Below are 16,707 nucleotides of genomic sequence, written 5' to 3' on the forward strand. Positions count from 1 at the left end.
TGGCGAATATCATTCCTTGATGCAACTGTAGGCTGCTGTGTCGTAGGGCAGGGTGACTTCCGCTTTTCCGGCGAGCGTCGGTTCGTTTGCGATAAGGGTGCGAACGTCGGCGGCAACCCGTTCCTGTTTCTCCGGCGGCAGGGCGGCGATGAAGCTGGTCGACAGCACCCGGTTGACGATGACGTCTTCTGGCGCACCGGTATGGTTGTTGGAAAAGTGATGTTCCCTCAACGCGCTGAAGCCATTGAACGGAAAAGGCTTTTTCCACTCACCGGTATGGTGCCGCGGCGTGTCGCCTTCGTAGGGCGCAAAGATATCGGCAAGTTTTGCCACCCAGGGAATGCGCGCGTCCCGCGTGTTCCATACCAGCCCCAGGCTGCCGCCGGGTTTGAGCACCCTGTGAATTTCCGTGAGTGCGGCTTTGGTGGCAAACCAGTGGAATGCCTGCGCGCAGACGACCGCATCCACGGATGCATCGGCAAGAGGGATCGATTCGGCAGTGCCTGATTTGGCCGAAATCTCAGGATGCTCATCGGTGAGTTTTTGCAGCATTTCGGCAACGGGTTCAATGGCGATGACCGCAGCGCCCGTCGTCATGAGCCGGCGCGTAAACTTGCCGGTTCCGGCGCCGAGATCGACGACGGTCTTACCGGGTTCCAGATCCAGTTCATCGCGCAGCCACGCATCGAGCGCCGGCGGATAGTCCGGACGGCCCAGGACATAGCTATCGGCCTTAGCGGCAAAACCCGTGGCAGCGGCGTGATGAATGGTGTTCATGATTTTACTCCGGATCATTGGCCCGCCAACCAGTATGGAAAGGCGGGTTGGCGGAATCGGGGCGGGCAGGGACATGCCATGCTCATGCCGCAGTTCCCGTCTAATATAAGATGGCAAAATGTATATGACCGTTTTGCCCCCGGTTCGACAGCTGAAAAGCCGTCGAATCATTTGCGGCTGGTAATTTGTCACATTTTCGACTATACGGCCCGCAGCGACAGGCTTTGCCTGCCGCTTTAACCGGCCCCCGCTGGACGACATCCCGGCCGTGGGCATCCCGTTTTCCCTTCAAAAGAAAGGACATACGATGTCGATTACCGCTGAACGCAAGCAGGCACTGATCTCTGAATATGCAACGAAGCCAGGCGACACCGGTTCCCCGGAAGTCCAGGTTGCAGTTCTGACAGAGCGCATTGTCAACCTGACCGAGCACTTCAAGGACCACAAGAAGGATAACCATTCCCGCCGTGGTCTTCTCAAGCTCGTCTCGACGCGCCGCAGTCTCCTTGACTACCTCAAGGGTGTAGACGAAGGCCGCTACCAGACGCTGATCGAAAAGCTCGGCCTGCGCCGCTAACGGATTGGACCGGCGGGTGCGTTCAGTCGCTCCGCCGGTCTCTGTTCATCCCCGACAGGGATGAACGCTACCATGAGGCAGGTCATGGGGCAGGATTGCAGGCAACTCGGCCAAACGAGTTGCACGTTGTCTTGCCCGTGATTGGTCTGAAACGAAACGGGCGAAACATGCTGCATCAAAGGGATGCGCGTATTTCCCCACTGAAGGACAAGATATGTTTAATCAACACAAAGTTGAAATCGAATGGGGCGGTCGTCCGCTCATTCTGGAAACGGGCAAGATTGCCCGCCAGGCTGACGGCGCAGTTCTCGCCACCTACGGCGAAACCGTCGTTCTCGCCACCGTTGTTTCCGCCAAGGAACCAAAGCCAGGTCAGGATTTCTTTCCGCTGACCGTAAACTACCAGGAAAAGACCTACGCGGCCGGCAAGATTCCAGGCGGCTACTTCAAGCGTGAAGGCCGTCCGAGCGAAAACGAAACACTGGTTTCGCGCCTGATCGACCGTCCGATCCGCCCGCTCTTTGCCGATGGCTACAAGAACGACACACAGGTTGTCCTGACGGTTATCCAGCACGACCTCGAAAACAATCCTGACATCATTTCGCTCATCGGTGCTTCCGCAGCGCTGACGCTGTCTGGTGTTCCGTTCATGGGTCCGATCGGCGGCGCACGCGTCGGCTACATCGGCGGCGAATACAAGCTGAACCCAACCATCGACGAAATGGTTGAATCGAGCCTCGATCTCGTTGTTGCCGGTACAGGCGAAGCCGTTCTGATGGTTGAATCGGAAGCCAAGGAATTGGCTGAAGACGTCATGCTCGGCGCCGTGATGTTCGGTCACAAGAGCTTCCAGCCGGTTATCGACGCGATCATCAAGCTCGCTGAAGTTGCTGCAAAAGAGCCACGCGATTTCCAGGCAGAAGATCTTTCTGCTGTTGAAGCTGCGGTTCTTAAGGTTTGCGAAGCCGATCTGCGCGCTGCCTACAAGATCACCGACAAGCAGCAGCGTTATGCCGCTGTTGATGCGGCCAAGGCAAAGGTCAAGGCACACTTCTTCCCGGAAGGTGTTGAAGAGCCGGAATTCTCCGCCGAACAGATCGCAACCGTGTTCAAGTCGGTACAGGCGAAGATCGTCCGCTGGAACATCCTCGACACGGGCGGCCGTATCGATGGCCGCGACCTCTCGACGGTTCGTCCGATCGTATCGGAAGTCGGCCTTCTGCCGCGCACCCACGGTTCGGCCCTGTTCACCCGCGGTGAAACACAGGCCATCGTTGTTGCAACGCTCGGCACCGGCGAAGACGAACAGTATGTCGACTCGCTGACCGGCATGTACAAAGAAACCTTCATGCTTCACTACAATTTCCCGCCCTATTCGGTCGGTGAAACAGGTCGCATGGGTTCGCCCGGCCGTCGTGAAATCGGTCATGGCAAGCTCGCCTGGCGCGCTATCCATCCGGTTCTGCCTGCCAAGGAACAGTTCCCCTACACGCTGCGCACGGTTTCGGAAATCACCGAATCCAACGGCTCGTCCTCAATGGCGACAGTCTGCGGCACATCGCTTGCCCTGATGGATGCCGGCGTTCCGCTGCTCCGTCCGGTTGCCGGTATTGCCATGGGCCTGATTCTCGAAGGCGAGAAGTTCGCTGTTCTGTCCGACATCCTCGGCGACGAAGATCACCTCGGCGACATGGATTTCAAGGTTGCCGGTACTGAAAGCGGTATCACTGCCCTGCAGATGGACATCAAGATCGACGGTATCACCGAAGAGATCATGAAGGTTGCTCTGGGTCAGGCCAAGGACGGCCGTCTGCACATCCTCGGCGAAATGGCCAAGGCCATCACCGAAGGCCGTTCGGAACTCGGCGAATTTGCACCGCGCATCGAAGTCATGAACATCCCGACCGACAAGATCCGTGACGTTATCGGTTCTGGCGGCAAGGTCATTCGTGAAATCGTCGAAAAGACCGGTGCGAAGATCAACATCGAAGACGATGGCACGGTCAAGATCGCGTCCTCCTCTGCCAAGGAAATCGAAGCCGCCCGCAAGTGGATTCATTCGATCGTTGCTGAGCCTGAAGTCGGCGAAATCTACGAAGGCACGGTCGTCAAGACTGCAGACTTCGGCGCATTCGTCAATTTCTTCGGTCCGCGCGATGGTCTGGTCCATATTTCCCAGCTCGCTTCCGAGCGTGTTGCCAAGACCTCCGATGTGGTCAAGGAAGGCCAGAAGGTCTGGGTCAAGCTCATGGGCTTTGACGAACGTGGCAAGGTTCGCCTGTCGATGAAGGTTGTCGACCAGGAAACCGGCAAGGAAATCGTTCAGGAAAAGAAGCAGGCTGAAGAAGACGCTGAATAAGCCTCTTGCTTTGACGTGATGAAAGCGCGCCCCCCGTGGCGCGCTTTTTTCTTGGCGGGGTTCGATTGGCATGGAAAGTTGCCATTCCAGTCAATTCCGCTTCAGACAGACCTATTGATGGATGGACATTGCCATGGCCAACGGCGCACTCAAGACGCTCTTTCTGCCCTTTGAAGACGGGATATTGCCGGTTCCCGGCGCGGGCGGCGCCTGGCTGTTCCTTGGCGCCGAGGTGAAGCGCGATATCGATCCTGCGTGGAAAGATGTCCTGACAGCGCTCCAGCCGTTCCGGCCGGATTACAATGCCTTGCAGAAAGCCGGCTTCCAGGCGGTTTCCCGTCTTGAGGGTAGGGAAAGCTTCAAGGGCGCGCTGATCCTTCTTGGCAAGCATCGTGGGCGCAATGAGGCATGGCTGGCGCAGGCTTTGCGCCACGTCGAAGCGGGCGGCCTGATCGTGGTGGGCGGCGACAAGAAACTTGGTATCGACAGTTTCCGCAAGACAGTCGAGAAATTTGCGCCGGTCACCGACCGCTTGTCCAAGCACCATGCGGTGGCTTTCTGGTTTACCCGGCCCGAGGCTCTCGATGAGGTGCAGGTGGAGGCGCTTGTGGCTGAACCGACGCTGGTCGACGCGCGTTTTATCACCGCACCCGGCATGTTTTCCCACACTGCCATCGACAAGGGATCCGCGCTGCTGGTGAAGCATTTTGCCGGACGCATCAGCGGCCATGTCGCCGATTTCGGCGCCGGTTGGGGCTATCTTGCCAGCGAAGTCCTGAAACATCCGGGAAAGCTGAAATCGCTGGCAGTCTATGAGGCGGATTTTGAAGCACTCGAAGCGGCAAAACTGAACCTTGCCGGTGCAACCGAGCTGCCTTTGTCATTCCACTGGCATGATGTGAATGGCGAAGCCATCGCCGAGATTTACGACACCATCGTCATGAACCCGCCATTCCATGCGGGACGCAGTGCCGACCCGACCATGGGACAGGGTTTCATTGCGGCTGCCGCCAAGCGGCTGAAGCCGGGCGGCAGACTGCTGCTCGTCGCCAACCGCCAGATGCCTTACGAGGCGGGCCTGAAGGCACTGTTCCGCTCCGTCCTGCCGATCGAGGACACCGCCGGTTACAAGATCATCGAAGCGAAAAAATAGTCAGTTCAATCGCCGCCGCCGGATACCGCATAGCCTCGTTTCTTCGATGGCCGCCTCGCTCATCCACGCCATGGATTTGAGGCTGACGACGATCCGTTGCAGAATGGCGGGACGTGGACCCCTGCGCCAGGTATCGCTGGAATAGAGCGCTTCCTGCGAAGCGTTGAGGTGGTCGAGATTGTCATAGGCGCGCACGAGGAAATAGGCATCGGGGTGATGTTCCGATTGGCCGAAATCGACCACATCCATATCGATGGACTGGTGTATGGGCAGGCTTTCCTCGCACACCAGTTTGTGGAATTCGGCTCCTGTTCCCGGGCGCAGGCTGTAGATAAGCGTTTCAACGAGGCGCATGGTGGGTCTCCTGACATTCCTGACGAAAAAGGGAGGCCCACTTTCAACAAAAATCCCGCAAAACCAAGCCTGGTCTCACGGGACTGCTGTCAATTCTGGCAGGAGGGTTTATTCCTTGCCGTCGTCGGATTTCTTCAGTTCTTCGAGCGTTGGCATCGATACGATGTTGTAGCCTGAATCCACATAGTGGATTTCGCCGGTCACGCCGCTCGACATATCCGAGAGAAGATAGAGTGCCGAGCGGCCGACATCGTCGATATCGACGGTGCGGCGCAGCGGCGCGTTGCGCTTCTGGTAGGAGAACATGGCGCGTGCATCGCCGATGCCGGCGCCAGCCAGCGTGCGGACCGGACCGGCGGAGATCGCGTTGACGCGGATGCTTTCCGGGCCGTAATCGGCGGCGAGATAGCGCACCATGGCTTCAAGGGCAGCCTTGGCCACGCCCATGACGTTGTAGTTCGGCATGACGCGGGTCGAGCCGCCATAGGTCAGCGTCAGGATGGAGCCGCCATTCGTCATCAGTTTCGAAGCACGCTGCGCCACTTCCGTGAAGGAATAGGCTGATATCACCATGGTGCGGCTGAAATTGTCGCGCGTGGTGACATCGGCATAGCGGCCCTTGAGCTGCGACTTGTCGGAAAAGCCGATGGCATGCACGACGAAATCAAGCGTGCCCCATTCCTTTTCCAGGGTCTCGAACACGGCGTCGACGGTTGCGATATCCTCGACATCACAGGGAAGCAGCAGCTTGGAGCCGAGTTGTTCCGCGAGCGGTGCAACACGCTTGCCGAAGGCATCGCCCTGATAGGTGAAGGCGAGTTCAGCGCCGTTGTCGGCCAGTTCCTTGGCAATGCCCCAGGCAATGGAATGGCTGTTCGCGACCCCCATAATGAGACCGCGTTTGCCTTTCATCAGTTCACCCATATTCTTCCCTCTCAACCCTGGAAACGCTGGAACACCAGCGTTGCATTGGTGCCACCAAATCCGAAGGAATTGGTCAGCACCGTATCCAGTTTGGCATTGTCGATCCGCTTGCGCACAATAGGCATGTCCTCGAATGCCGGATCGAGTTCTTCAATATTGGCGCTCTCGGCAATGAAATTGTGGTTCATCATCAAAAGCGAATAGATTGATTCGTGCACGCCGGTGGCGCCCTGCGAGTGCCCGGTCAGTGATTTTGTCGCCGAGATCGGCGGGCAGCCGGCTTCCGCCGTGCCGAACACTTCGCGAATGGCTTCGATCTCCTTGAGATCGCCAACCGGTGTCGATGTGGCGTGCGGATTGATGTAATCCACCTTGCCCTTCACGTTCTCGATGGCCATCCGCATACAGCGGGCGGCGCCTTCACCGCTTGGCGCAACCATGTCGGCGCCGTCGGATGTCACGCCGTAACCGACGATTTCACCGTAAATCTTGGCGCCGCGCGCTTTGGCGTGTTCCAGCTCTTCCAGAACCAGCACACCTGCGCCGCCGGAGATGACGAAACCGTCGCGGTTCTTGTCATAGGCGCGCGATGCAACCGAAGGCCGGTCGTTGAACTTGGATGACATGGCGCCCATGCCGTCGAAAAGCACGGAAAGCGTCCAGTCGAGATCTTCGCAGCCGCCGGCAAACATCATGTCCTGCTTGCCATACTGGATCATCTCGAAGGCATTGCCGACGCAGTGATTGGACGTCGCGCAGGCCGATGAAATGGAATAGTTGACACCCTTGATCTTGAACCAGGTGGCAAGTGTTGCCGATGCGGTCGAAGACATGGCTTTCGGCACGGCAAACGGCCCGACCTTCTTAGATGAACCCGATTCGCGGGTTTTATCGGCAGCTTCGACGATGGTGCGGGTGGATGAACCGCCGGAGCCCATGATGATACCGGTGCGCTCGTTGGAAATCTGGCTCTCGTCGAGACCGGCATCGGCGATGGCCTGGTCCATGGCCACGTGATTCCATGCGGTTCCCCCGCCATGGAAGCGCATGGCGCGCCGGTCGACCAGCGTTGCCGGATCAAGCGTGGGAGCGCCGTGCACCTGACTGCGGAAACCGTATTTTGCATAGTCTTCCGCGAAGACAATACCCGATTTCGCTGCACGCAGGGATTCCAGCACCTCCTGCACGTTATTTCCGATAGAGGACACGATACCCATCCCCGTCACAACCACTCGCCGCATTGCGATCTCCTTGAAGGTGCTGCGCTGACCGATAGGGTCAGGCAGCGCTTTCCTTGAATAGGCCAACCCGCAGGTCGGTTGCCTTATAGATAGTTTCGCCGTCGGCTTTTAGCCAGCCGTCCGCAATGCCCAGCACCAGACGACCGCGCATGACGCGCTTGAAGTCGATGCCATACTCGACAATCTTGGTCTTCGGGGTGACCATGCCGGTGAACTTGACCTCGCCGGTCGACAGCGCGCGGCCCTTGCCGGGCTCGCCGAGCCAGCCCAGATAAAAGCCGGTCAGCTGCCACATGGCGTCGAGACCGAGGCAGCCCGGCATGACGGGATCGCCAATGAAGTGACACGGGAAGAACCACAGGTCCGGCTTGATGTCGAATTCAGCACGGATATAGCCCTTGCCGTTTTCGCCGCCGGTCTCGGAAATCTCGGTAATGCGATCAAACATCAGCATGGGTGGCGCTGGCAACTGGGCATTGCCCTGACCGAACATCTCTCCGCGGGCGCAAGCAAGGAGCTCTTCATACCCGTAGCTTGATTTCTGTTCTGGCATTCTGTCTCCCATCAATTGCTTCAATGCTGGCGCTTTTGCGCGGGCGGACCCTATCACAGAGTGTTTCTCGCTGAAAACGGTCTGTTGGCTTATCCCTAACGGAATGGCTGAATTGCGGCCTATTGATCGATTTCGCAAGACGGCATATATCAATGATGTAACACGATAGACAACAGTCTATGGTGAGACTTTTGATATCATTTAACGGAGTGGCAGACGGGCCATGCATATTTCTTATGAGATTGATGCCGACGTACCCTTGCAAGAGCGCCTGCGCTTTGCGGGTTTGCGTCCCACCCGTCAGCGTGTAGCGCTTGCCAGTCTGATCTTCGCCAAGGGCGATCGTCATCTTTCGGCGGAAGAACTGCATGAAGAGGCGCTCGGCGCCAATGTGCCTGTTTCCCTTGCGACGGTCTACAATACCCTGCACCAGTTTACCCAGGCAGGCATGCTGCGCATCCTCGCCGTCGAAGGCGCAAAAACCTATTTCGATACCAACGTTTCCGATCACCATCACTTTTTCGTCGAAGGCGAGAACCAGGTGATCGATATTCCGGACGGCTCGGCCATGGTCGGCCATCTTCCGCCGGTGCCGGAAGGCATGGAAATCGTCAACGTGGACATCATCATCCGCCTGCGCAAAAAACGCGGCTGATCCAATCGCATATCAATGATGACGGATTGTGCAGTCTGACGGGCATGTGAGGCAAGCCCGCCCGGATTCTATGGATCAATCAAACTTCTCTCCGGGATAGGCACCCCAGATATCCGATTGGCGCATCCAGCCGCTGGCGCCGCTGAATATCAGCCGGCACCAATCCCCATTGCACATCTTGAGGGTTGCCAGAACGCCGGGCTGCACCTGCGCCACGATGCCCGCCTTGTCATCGGCACTGCGATAGACATTCAGCATGACATTGTCCTTGTCACGCTGCCACGGGGCTGTCATCGCGGTGCGCTTGCCGGAGAGGAGGGATTGATAGACCCAGCCTTCGGTTCCCTCGGAATCGCGAATGCGCCGCCAATTGTCATATTCCTGGACGATTTCTACCGGCAGGCCCGATTTCAGAAACAGCCACGTCACGGCGTAGTCGCGCCCTGGTCCGACGCGCAAATTGACGCGGCCGGGTTTCAGGCTGACAAAACGCGGCAATGGCAGGCCGCTGGGGCCAACCTGTTGGGCGGCATAAGCCGTGGCAATGCCGGGAATCGCCGCGGGAACGGCGAGGGAAAGGGCCGACGCAATACCGGCGGTCAGTGTGAAAGAACGAATAAATGAGATGCCCAACAAAATCAGTCCTTCATCGTTCTGAGCTCTTTTCCGGCAATTATGCGGTTGAACAAGGAACGATCCCTATTTTTCTTTGTCTTTGACGCGCCGCCTTGATAGACAAGTATCGGAGCTCAAGAGCAATTGCAGTTTGCAATGACTTGGTTAAAGAGGTCTCAATATCATCGGAAAAAGGGAGGGGAATATTGGTTAACAAAAAGCCTCTGGTCGTCATCACCCGAAAACTGCCCGATTCCGTTGAGACGCGCATGCGTGAACTCTTCGAAGCGCGGTTGAATGTCGATGACCGGCGGTTGTCAAAGGCGGAACTGATCGAGGCCGTCCAGCAAGCCAATGTTCTCGTGCCCACGGTTACCGACCGTATCGATGAAGAGATCATCAATGCGGCCGGTCCGAATCTCAAGCTTATCGCCAATTTCGGCAATGGCGTTGACAATATCGACGTTCCTGCCGCCGCCAAGCGCGGCATCACAGTCACCAATACCCCCAATGTCCTGAGCGAAGACACCGCCGACATGACCATGGCCCTGATGCTGGCTGTGCCGCGGCGATTGGTGGAAGGCGCATCCATTCTGCTCGATGACGGCAAATGGGAGGGCTGGGGCCCGACCTGGATGCTTGGGCGCCGTATCTGGGGCAAGCGCCTCGGCATTGTCGGCATGGGCCGTATCGGCACTGCCGTTGCACGCCGCGCCAAGGCTTTTGGCCTGTCGATCCATTATCACAACCGCAAGCCGGTCAGTCCGAGGACTGAAGTCGAGCTGGAAGCAACCTATTGGGACAGTCTCGATCAGATGCTGGCCCGAATGGACATCATCTCGGTCAACTGTCCGTCCACGCCCGCCACGTTCCATTTGCTCTCGGCGCGGCGGCTGGCGCTGATGCAGCCTTCCGCTTTCATCGTCAATACGGCGCGCGGCCAGATCATCGATGAGCAGGCGCTGATCGCCCAGCTGGAAACCGGGAAACTCTCCGGCGCGGCGCTTGATGTCTTCGAACACGAGCCGGCAGTCAATTCAAAGCTCCGTAAGTTGGCCAAGGCGGGCAAGGTCGTCATCCTACCGCATATGGGTTCGGCAACGCTGGAAGGCCGCATCGACATGGGCGAGAAGGTGATCATCAATATCCGCACCTTCATTGACGGGCATCGTCCGCCGGACCGGGTTTTGCCCAACCTCGTTTAAGCCGGTGTCGCTGGCAACAACGCGCATTATTGAACGCTGACCATCCCGGCAACATCAATCGTGAGCGTTTGATCGATCAGGTGGGTAAACTCCTTGCGGTCGAGTTTGACAGCCATGGGCGTTGCGTGGCCCATCTCCTGCGCGACAATCAGGCCAAGGAGGAGAATGGCGTCGGGTTCATGCAGGATGATGGCTGCGGGAGCGAGGCCAGCAGAAACGAGTTCCAGAAGCACGGCTGCCGCCGATGATGACCCGATGGTTCCCGGCAGGCACAGAACCTTGCCGGTGATGGCGATGCCGTGCTGCGGATGGCGCACGTCGGCAATCCGCCCGGTCTTGGGATTGACGCCGCCCCAGAAACTGATGGGGGCTGTCAAAACCAGCGCCTCTGCCAGAGCTGGCTGGCCTTCCACAAGAATTTCTGTTTGAAACCGGCTCATTCGGCAGCTCCAAACACCGGACGTCCGGTAACGGCACTTTCCACACATTCGGCCATGGAGCCGTAAATAACGCCATAACCCGTATTCCCCGGCGCATAATGGGCAAACTTTCCCGAATTGGTCATCAGAACGGCATTGTCGATATCGGGCAGGATGGGCGTGACGACGACACAGGTATCGGCGACGATAATGACGCCGCTCTGTTCCAGTATCAGGCGCTTGCCGCTGCTTTCCAGCGCGGCGAGGGCATGGCGGCCGGTGCAGGCATAGAGCGGAACATGGAGACGACGTCCGGCGATCAACCGCTCCAGGCGATCAAATTCGGTGCCGGAAAGATGCGGGCTGCCGATGGCCACGGCATGGATGGATTCGGCACCGGCCGCTGTGGACAGCCTGCGCCGGGAATCCCGGATCATGTCGGTGGTGACCTTGATCACCGTTTCCGGCGCCTGATGCTGCAGGGCGGTCGCAAGGTCCGGCGCTTCGGGCGTAACGCCGGCCACGTGGAAGAGCCCGACGGCACCGGCAGAGGCCGCTGCTGCGCCAAAGGCTTTCAGCGCATCTTCTCCGGGATGATGCTCGATACTGGCGACAACACCCACGGCATCGCCCATTTCCCGCCCGTAAAGACTGCCAAGGATCGGCCACGCGGCCTCGGATGCCAGGAACTCCGCGTCCAGCCCCGATACATCGAAGACGATTCTGGCCCGGCGGTTTTCCGGGAGATGAAATCCGTAGTACGGGGCGTAGCCTGCAATGGCGCAGGCGATATCGAGAAAGTCGCCATAGCGGTTGGTCCGCGCGCCGAAGACGGAATTGCAGAAGACCACCGCATTGGATTCGCCCCAGGCGACGTCGCTGCCATAGGCGGGGCGGTGCCCGGCCTGATAGGGCGCGCATGTCCATGTCGGTTCGCAGCCGAGCGTCCGGTAGGCATCCATCATCCGCCGGGCCATGCCGCGCTCATGCGGCTCCAGCCGGTTCTTCGAACAGCCGGTCAGGTCAAGTGAGCCGACATTGAGCGTAGCTCTCACGGCAACCTTTGCCCCGCCTTCCACGAGCTTCTCGGCAAACAGCGTGCCGGAATCCCCGTGATAGAGCGCGCCGTCGATATGGGCTGACGCGATGGGAATGAGCGACGGGGCGCCCATCAAGCGGGCTGTCGCCGCGACAATGCGCAGAGCCATCGCCGCACCCTCGCCGCGTGCGCCATTGGCGATTGCCCTTTGCTCCGCTGTCAGCTCAAGCGGCATGGCGAAGGACCTTCTGTCCGCTCACGCCGCAGCTCCAGCGGTGTTTGCCTTGTACCTGATCGTCTCGAAGCGCGAGCTCAACGCATCGTAAAGCAGCAGCCTGCCGATCAGCGGCTCACCGATACCGGTGATCAGCTTGATGACTTCGGTGGCCTGCAGGCTGCCGATAACACCGGGGAGCACGCCGAGAACACCGGCTTCCGCGCAGGCAGGCACGAGACCTGGCGGCGGCGGGGAAGGGAAGAGATCACGATAGGACGGGTTCTGTTCGCCCTTGGTGTTCCGTTCATAAGGTTTGAGCGTCGTCAGGGAGCCGTCGAACCGTCCGAGCGCTGCGGAAACCAGCGGGCGTTTTTCCGCGGCACAGGCATCGGCAAGCAGATAGCGTGTGTCGAAATTGTCCGAGCCGTCGACGACGATGTGGTAACGGCTGATGAGGTCGGCGGCATTATCGGGTGCAATGCGCGTTTCGTGGGCTTCGACCGTGACGTGCGGATTGATTGCGGCAATGGCACGGACGGCGCTTTCGACCTTGGGCGAGCCGACGAGGTCGGTGTCGTGTATGACCTGCCGCTGCAGATTGGACAACGAAACCCGGTCATCATCGACAATGCCAAGCGTACCGACGCCTGCGGCCGCCAGATACTGCAGCACCGGCGCGCCCAATCCGCCAGCGCCCACGACAAGCACGCGGGCGCGCTTGAGCTTCTGCTGGCCGGGACCGCCGATTTCCGCCAGGATGATGTGACGGGCATAGCGTTCAAGTTCGGTGGAGGTGAAGGCAGGGTTTTCAGGGTCGCTCATGGTGCTACATTAGAACAAAATGGACCCCGAATGCAGCATCCGATTTGTCTCAGGCAAGAAATTTCAACCCGGCAATGCCGGAGACGATCAGGCCGATGCAGACGAGACGGATGACCGTTGCCGGTTCTCCGAAAAGATACATGCCGAGCAGCGCGGTGCCGACCGTGCCGATACCGGTCCAGACCGCATAGGCGCTGCCCACGGGCAGCTCACGCAGGGCAAGGCCCAGCACGAGAACGCTGATCACCATGCTGGCGCCGGTCAGTACCGACGGCGTCAACCGGGTAAAACCGTCGGTGTACTTGAGCCCGATGGCCCAGCCGATTTCAAAGAGTCCTGCGACGACGAGATAAATCCAGGCCATGACGACCATCCTTTTCCATGTGCGGGCCGTCCCGGCTTGTGTTCAGACGCAGCCCTTTACGGCCGCGAGGAGGTCGTCCTCCAGAGCTCTATCTAGGCTCGCGGAATTGCCGGGGCAAGTTTCCGGCCGCTGAGTAATTTTGGTGTTTAACATCAAGCGGAATGAACGAAGATCATCCCCAGCGATACTCCGGATACCACAATCCAGCCGGGGCACAGCCAAACGCCGCCAAAGCGGCGGCGTTCAGAGGTTCACAACAGGGAATCGCAGCAGCCGGGCGCCTATGGTCGCTTGGGTATATCGAGACCGCGCTGCACTGCCGGGCGTGCAAGCCCGCGCTCGAGCCAAGCCGGGACATTCTTCAGGCTGGCGTAGTCGACCAGTTCGCCCGCACCATAGAAGCCAACCAGGTTGCGCACCCAGCCAAGCGTGGCGATATCGGCGATGGTGTAGTCGTCATCCATGATCCACTGACGGCCTTCAAGGTGCGTTTCGAGCACGCCGAGCAGGCGTTTCGATTCAGTCACATAACGCTCGAGCGGACGTTTGTCCTCATACTCCCGGCCGGCAAACTTATGGAAAAAGCCGACCTGACCGAACATCGGGCCAATGGCAGCCATCTGGAAGAACACCCACTGGAGGGTCTCGTAGCGCCGGGTGGGATCGGCAGGCAGGAATTTGCCCGTTTTCTCGGCGAGATAGAGCAGGATTGCGCCGGATTCAAACAGCGGCAGGGGCTTGCCGCCCGGACCATCCGGATCGATGATCGCGGGAATCTTGCCGTTGGGGTTCAGTGACAGGTATTCCGGCGTCCAGCTTTCGTTCTTGCCGATATCAACGAGATGGGTCTCGTATGGCAGCCCAAGCTCTTCCAGCATGATGGACACCTTCACGCCATTGGGCGTCGGCAGCGAATAGAGCTGAAGGCGGTCGGGATGCTGTGCCGGCCAGCGCTTGGTAACAGGGAAGGCAGAAAGATCAGACATGGGAATTCCTTTGTTGGATCAAGGCACTGGGCCATAACAGCCCATGTGTCCATGGAGGCCTTGTTTCACGGGATTGTTGCAGAAAGAATTCGATTCTCCGGCATGCTAACACGGCCGCTGGCGGGCTTGCCATCACCCGCTCTATCGGGCGTGCACTTCTCCGTGCGACACGTCAAAAAACTGCGCGCGGCCGGCGAGGCTCGAAAACAGCGAGCGGTCTGTACCCGTCATGAAGGCCTGTCCGCCAAGGTCTTCGATGATGTCAAAAAGGGCGGCGCGGCGGCCTTCATCAAGGTGTGCGGCAATCTCGTCCAGAAGCAGGATGGGCGCCATGCCCGCCAGTTCACCAGTAAGACGCGCATGAGACAGGATAAGGCCGATGAGCAGGGCTTTCTGCTCGCCGGTGGAACAGAGTTCGGCAGGCATGGCCTTGGGCCGGTGGCGTACCAGCAGGTCGGAGCGGTGCGGACCATCCAATGTGCGTCCCGCCGCCCGGTCACGGCTGCGTCCGTCGTGCAGTGCCCGGCGAAAGGCCTCCTCAACGTCTGTTGCCGATTCGATACCGATGCGTGCTTCCAACACGCCGTCGAGTATGCAGTCGGCCTTGGGGAAGGGACTGTCGTCCGGCAGCCGCTCGATCATGCCGTTGATCAGGCGCATGAGCTCGGCCCGGGCAGCGGCAATCGCGATGCCAAGCTCCGCCATGGGAGTTTCAATAGCATCGAGCCAGGCGCTGTTGCTGCGCTCTTCCGTCAGCAGGCGGTTGCGGCTGCGCATGGCCTTCTCATAGTCGAGCACACGGCGGCCATGCGCCGGATCGATGGCCAGCACCATCCGGTCGAGAAAACGCCGCCGGTCCCCGGCCGCGCCGGTAAAGAAGAGACCGTCCATCGAGGGCACGAGCCAGAGGATGCGGGAATATTCCAGGAGATCGTCGGCACTGGATGCAGTGACGCCATTGATGCGCACCCGCCGCGCCGTATCGCCCGGTGCATTGCCGGCAAGTCCGGTGCCGACATCCACAGAGCCTTCCTCGGTCTCGATGGCCGCATGGATGGCAAAACCATCGGGCGCGTCATTGCGGGTGACATCGGTATAGGTGGCGCGGCGCAAACCGCGGCCGGGAGAAAGAAACGAGACGGCTTCCAGCAGATTGGTCTTGCCCGACCCGTTCTCGCCGGTCAGCACCACATGCGACGGACCGAGCCGCAGTGACAGGTTTTCGTAATTGCGGAAATGTGCAAGCTTCAACCGGCTGATCGAAACGCGGGCCGGTTTGCCCGCGTCCGTTCTGGGATCATCGGTCACAGCGGGATTGTCCGTTTGCGTCAAACCCGCATCGGCATGAGCACGTAGAGCGCATTCGCATCGCCTGTATCCCGCACCAGTGTCGGCGAGCCGGCGTCGGCCAGCATGAAGATCGCTTCGGAGCCGGAAAGCTGAGCCGTTATATCGAGGAGATATTTGGCATTGAAGCCGATCTCGATCGGATCGGAGTCATAATCAGCCGCAAGCTCGTCCGTGGCGCTGCCCGAATCCGGATTGTTGACCGTCAAGGTCAGCTGGCCATCGGCAATCGTCAGCTTGACGGCGCGGCCGCGTTCGCTCGAAATCGTCGAGACACGATCGACGGCAGACGCGAAGCTCTGGCGGTCGATGGTCAGTTTCTTGTCGTTGCCGGATGGAATGACACGCTGATAGTCCGGGAAGGTGCCGTCAATCAGCTTGGAGGTCAGAACCACCGAGCCGATGGTGAAGCGGATCTTTGTGTCCGACAGTTCGATGGTCACGGCAATGTCGGGATCATCGACAAGCTTCTGCAGCTCGGCAACGGTCTTGCGCGGGATGATGATGCCGGGCATGCCTTCGGCGCCGGAAGGCGCTTCCAGCTCGGCGCGGGCCAGACGATGTCCGTCCGTGGCCACGGCGCGCAGCTTCAGCGAACCCTCGCTCTCGATGGCATGGAAATAGATGCCGTTGAGGTAATAGCGGGTTTCCTCCGTGGAGATGGCGAACTGCGTCCGCTCGATCAGGCTCTTCAGTGCCGTGGATGTGATACGGAACGTGTGCGTGAAGGATCCCGCGGTCAGTTCGGGGAAATCCGATTGCGGCAGGCACTGCAGGCGGAAATTCGACCGGCCCGAGGTCACGGTCATGGAATTGCCGTCGGCATTGGTTGCCAGCATTACTTCAGCCCCGTCGGGCAGCTTGCGGACGATGTCATAGAGCAGGTGGGCCGGCACGGTGGTGGCACCGGATTGTTCGATTTGCGCGGCAGTGGCTTCGGTGACTTCCAGGTCAAGGTCCGTGGCCTTGAGGGCAAGGCTTGCGCCCTCGGCATGCAGAAGAACGTTCGAAAGAATCGGAATGGTGTTGCGTCGTTCGACCACGCGATGAACATGGTTGAGCGACTTCAGAAGATTGGAACGTTCAAGAGTTACACGCAT

18 protein-coding genes are annotated in these 16,707 nt (G+C 59.2%); 5 read left to right on the forward strand and 13 right to left on the reverse strand.

All coding sequences use genetic code 11. From position 1 onward, the window contains the following. Positions 1 to 9 precede the first annotated feature (9 nt). Positions 10 to 777 (reverse strand): class I SAM-dependent methyltransferase, encoded by a 768-nt coding sequence (locus tag ACZ5FP_RS05025; protein ID WP_464662516.1) that lies wholly within the window; start codon positions 775 to 777, stop codon positions 10 to 12. 307 nt (positions 778 to 1,084) lie between these two features. Between ACZ5FP_RS05025 and rpsO the strand changes: the two genes are divergently transcribed. From rpsO to ACZ5FP_RS05040, 3 genes are all read left to right on the forward strand, one after another. Beyond that, a complete protein-coding gene (rpsO, locus tag ACZ5FP_RS05030) occupies positions 1,085 to 1,354 on the forward strand; it encodes a 30S ribosomal protein S15 (protein WP_105736700.1) in 270 nt (89 codons plus the stop codon). A 214-nt stretch (positions 1,355 to 1,568) separates the two neighbouring features. Then, on the forward strand, positions 1,569 to 3,713 hold the full coding sequence (gene pnp / locus ACZ5FP_RS05035) for a polyribonucleotide nucleotidyltransferase (protein WP_464662519.1): 2,145 nt from the start codon (positions 1,569 to 1,571) through the stop codon (positions 3,711 to 3,713). 133 nt (positions 3,714 to 3,846) lie between these two features. Continuing rightward, positions 3,847 to 4,866 carry a class I SAM-dependent methyltransferase gene (locus ACZ5FP_RS05040; RefSeq protein WP_464662521.1) on the forward strand — a complete coding sequence of 340 codons (1,020 nt, stop codon included), beginning with the start codon at positions 3,847 to 3,849 and terminating at the stop codon, positions 4,864 to 4,866. On the opposite strand, the gene ACZ5FP_RS05045 is transcribed toward ACZ5FP_RS05040, so the two are convergent. The 4 genes from ACZ5FP_RS05045 to fabA all read right to left on the reverse strand — a co-directional run bounded on the left by ACZ5FP_RS05045 (position 4,867) and on the right by fabA (position 7,938). Next, positions 4,867 to 5,220 (reverse strand): hypothetical protein, encoded by a 354-nt coding sequence (locus ACZ5FP_RS05045; RefSeq protein WP_223612048.1) that lies wholly within the window; start codon positions 5,218 to 5,220, stop codon positions 4,867 to 4,869. Between the two features lie 108 nt (positions 5,221 to 5,328). Continuing rightward, the gene (gene fabI / locus ACZ5FP_RS05050; protein ID WP_223612046.1) at positions 5,329 to 6,144 is read right to left on the reverse strand and encodes an enoyl-ACP reductase FabI; all 816 of its coding nucleotides are present in this window, start codon (positions 6,142 to 6,144) and stop codon (positions 5,329 to 5,331) included. Positions 6,145 to 6,155: 11 nt separating this feature from the next. Next, positions 6,156 to 7,385, reverse strand: coding sequence for a beta-ketoacyl-ACP synthase I (gene fabB, locus ACZ5FP_RS05055; RefSeq protein ID WP_105736691.1), 1,230 nt, complete (start codon positions 7,383 to 7,385; stop codon positions 6,156 to 6,158). A gap of 37 nt (positions 7,386 to 7,422) precedes the next feature. Continuing rightward, positions 7,423 to 7,938, reverse strand: a complete 516-nt coding sequence (gene fabA / locus ACZ5FP_RS05060) for a 3-hydroxyacyl-[acyl-carrier-protein] dehydratase FabA (RefSeq protein ID WP_105736690.1) — start codon at positions 7,936 to 7,938, stop codon at positions 7,423 to 7,425. Positions 7,939 to 8,161: 223 nt separating this feature from the next. Here fabA and irrA point away from each other — a divergent pair, with 223 nt between their 5' ends. Beyond that, positions 8,162 to 8,593, forward strand: coding sequence for an iron response transcriptional regulator IrrA (gene irrA, locus ACZ5FP_RS05065; RefSeq protein ID WP_105736688.1), 432 nt, complete (start codon positions 8,162 to 8,164; stop codon positions 8,591 to 8,593). Positions 8,594 to 8,668: 75 nt separating this feature from the next. Here irrA and ACZ5FP_RS05070 read toward each other — a convergent pair whose 3' ends face one another. Continuing rightward, positions 8,669 to 9,226, reverse strand: coding sequence for an SH3 domain-containing protein (locus ACZ5FP_RS05070; RefSeq protein WP_374042648.1), 558 nt, complete (start codon positions 9,224 to 9,226; stop codon positions 8,669 to 8,671). Between the two features lie 185 nt (positions 9,227 to 9,411). Here ACZ5FP_RS05070 and ACZ5FP_RS05075 point away from each other — a divergent pair, with 185 nt between their 5' ends. Next, on the forward strand, positions 9,412 to 10,413 hold the full coding sequence (locus tag ACZ5FP_RS05075) for a 2-hydroxyacid dehydrogenase (RefSeq protein WP_223612408.1): 1,002 nt from the start codon (positions 9,412 to 9,414) through the stop codon (positions 10,411 to 10,413). 26 nt (positions 10,414 to 10,439) lie between these two features. Here ACZ5FP_RS05075 and ACZ5FP_RS05080 read toward each other — a convergent pair whose 3' ends face one another. The 7 genes from ACZ5FP_RS05080 to dnaN all read right to left on the reverse strand — a co-directional run bounded on the left by ACZ5FP_RS05080 (position 10,440) and on the right by dnaN (position 16,707). Beyond that, positions 10,440 to 10,853: an aconitase X swivel domain-containing protein gene (locus ACZ5FP_RS05080; RefSeq protein WP_464662524.1), complete on the reverse strand. Its 414-nt coding sequence runs from the start codon at positions 10,851 to 10,853 to the stop codon at positions 10,440 to 10,442. Beyond that, positions 10,850 to 12,106 (reverse strand): aconitase X, encoded by a 1,257-nt coding sequence (locus tag ACZ5FP_RS05085; RefSeq protein WP_464662525.1) that lies wholly within the window; start codon positions 12,104 to 12,106, stop codon positions 10,850 to 10,852. The genes ACZ5FP_RS05080 and ACZ5FP_RS05085 overlap by 4 nt, the downstream gene beginning before the upstream one ends. A 21-nt stretch (positions 12,107 to 12,127) precedes the next feature. Then, the gene (locus tag ACZ5FP_RS05090; protein ID WP_464662527.1) at positions 12,128 to 12,910 is read right to left on the reverse strand and encodes a molybdopterin-synthase adenylyltransferase MoeB; all 783 of its coding nucleotides are present in this window, start codon (positions 12,908 to 12,910) and stop codon (positions 12,128 to 12,130) included. Positions 12,911 to 12,959: 49 nt separating this feature from the next. After that, positions 12,960 to 13,274 carry a quaternary ammonium compound efflux SMR transporter SugE gene (gene sugE / locus ACZ5FP_RS05095; RefSeq protein ID WP_105736796.1) on the reverse strand — a complete coding sequence of 105 codons (315 nt, stop codon included), beginning with the start codon at positions 13,272 to 13,274 and terminating at the stop codon, positions 12,960 to 12,962. A 281-nt stretch (positions 13,275 to 13,555) separates the two neighbouring features. Beyond that, a complete protein-coding gene (locus ACZ5FP_RS05100) occupies positions 13,556 to 14,260 on the reverse strand; it encodes a glutathione S-transferase N-terminal domain-containing protein (RefSeq protein WP_464662529.1) in 705 nt (234 codons plus the stop codon). 141 nt (positions 14,261 to 14,401) lie between these two features. Next, positions 14,402 to 15,568, reverse strand: coding sequence for a DNA replication/repair protein RecF (gene recF, locus ACZ5FP_RS05105; protein ID WP_464662530.1), 1,167 nt, complete (start codon positions 15,566 to 15,568; stop codon positions 14,402 to 14,404). Between the two features lie 20 nt (positions 15,569 to 15,588). Then, a complete protein-coding gene (gene dnaN / locus ACZ5FP_RS05110) occupies positions 15,589 to 16,707 on the reverse strand; it encodes a DNA polymerase III subunit beta (protein WP_403169633.1) in 1,119 nt (372 codons plus the stop codon).

The sequence above is a fragment of the Phyllobacterium sp. T2-21 genome (assembly GCF_055378485.1).

Bases quoted from the DNA above. Each gene is read 5' to 3' on its own strand.
- ACZ5FP_RS05025 (WP_464662516.1), bottom strand. From the start codon at position 777: ATGAACACCATTCATCACGCCGCTGCCACGGGTTTTGCCGCTAAGGCC.
- rpsO (WP_105736700.1), top strand. From the start codon at position 1,085: ATGTCGATTACCGCTGAACGCAAGCAGGCACTGATCTCTGAATATGCA.
- pnp (WP_464662519.1), top strand. From the start codon at position 1,569: ATGTTTAATCAACACAAAGTTGAAATCGAATGGGGCGGTCGTCCGCTC.
- ACZ5FP_RS05040 (WP_464662521.1), top strand. From the start codon at position 3,847: ATGGCCAACGGCGCACTCAAGACGCTCTTTCTGCCCTTTGAAGACGGG.
- ACZ5FP_RS05045 (WP_223612048.1), bottom strand. From the start codon at position 5,220: ATGCGCCTCGTTGAAACGCTTATCTACAGCCTGCGCCCGGGAACAGGA.
- fabI (WP_223612046.1), bottom strand. From the start codon at position 6,144: ATGGGTGAACTGATGAAAGGCAAACGCGGTCTCATTATGGGGGTCGCG.
- fabB (WP_105736691.1), bottom strand. From the start codon at position 7,385: ATGCGGCGAGTGGTTGTGACGGGGATGGGTATCGTGTCCTCTATCGGA.
- fabA (WP_105736690.1), bottom strand. From the start codon at position 7,938: ATGCCAGAACAGAAATCAAGCTACGGGTATGAAGAGCTCCTTGCTTGC.
- irrA (WP_105736688.1), top strand. From the start codon at position 8,162: ATGCATATTTCTTATGAGATTGATGCCGACGTACCCTTGCAAGAGCGC.
- ACZ5FP_RS05080 (WP_464662524.1), bottom strand. From the start codon at position 10,853: ATGAGCCGGTTTCAAACAGAAATTCTTGTGGAAGGCCAGCCAGCTCTG.
- ACZ5FP_RS05085 (WP_464662525.1), bottom strand. From the start codon at position 12,106: ATGCCGCTTGAGCTGACAGCGGAGCAAAGGGCAATCGCCAATGGCGCA.
- ACZ5FP_RS05090 (WP_464662527.1), bottom strand. From the start codon at position 12,910: ATGAGCGACCCTGAAAACCCTGCCTTCACCTCCACCGAACTTGAACGC.
- sugE (WP_105736796.1), bottom strand. From the start codon at position 13,274: ATGGCCTGGATTTATCTCGTCGTCGCAGGACTCTTTGAAATCGGCTGG.
- ACZ5FP_RS05100 (WP_464662529.1), bottom strand. From the start codon at position 14,260: ATGTCTGATCTTTCTGCCTTCCCTGTTACCAAGCGCTGGCCGGCACAG.
- dnaN (WP_403169633.1), bottom strand. From the start codon at position 16,707: ATGCGTGTAACTCTTGAACGTTCCAATCTTCTGAAGTCGCTCAACCAT.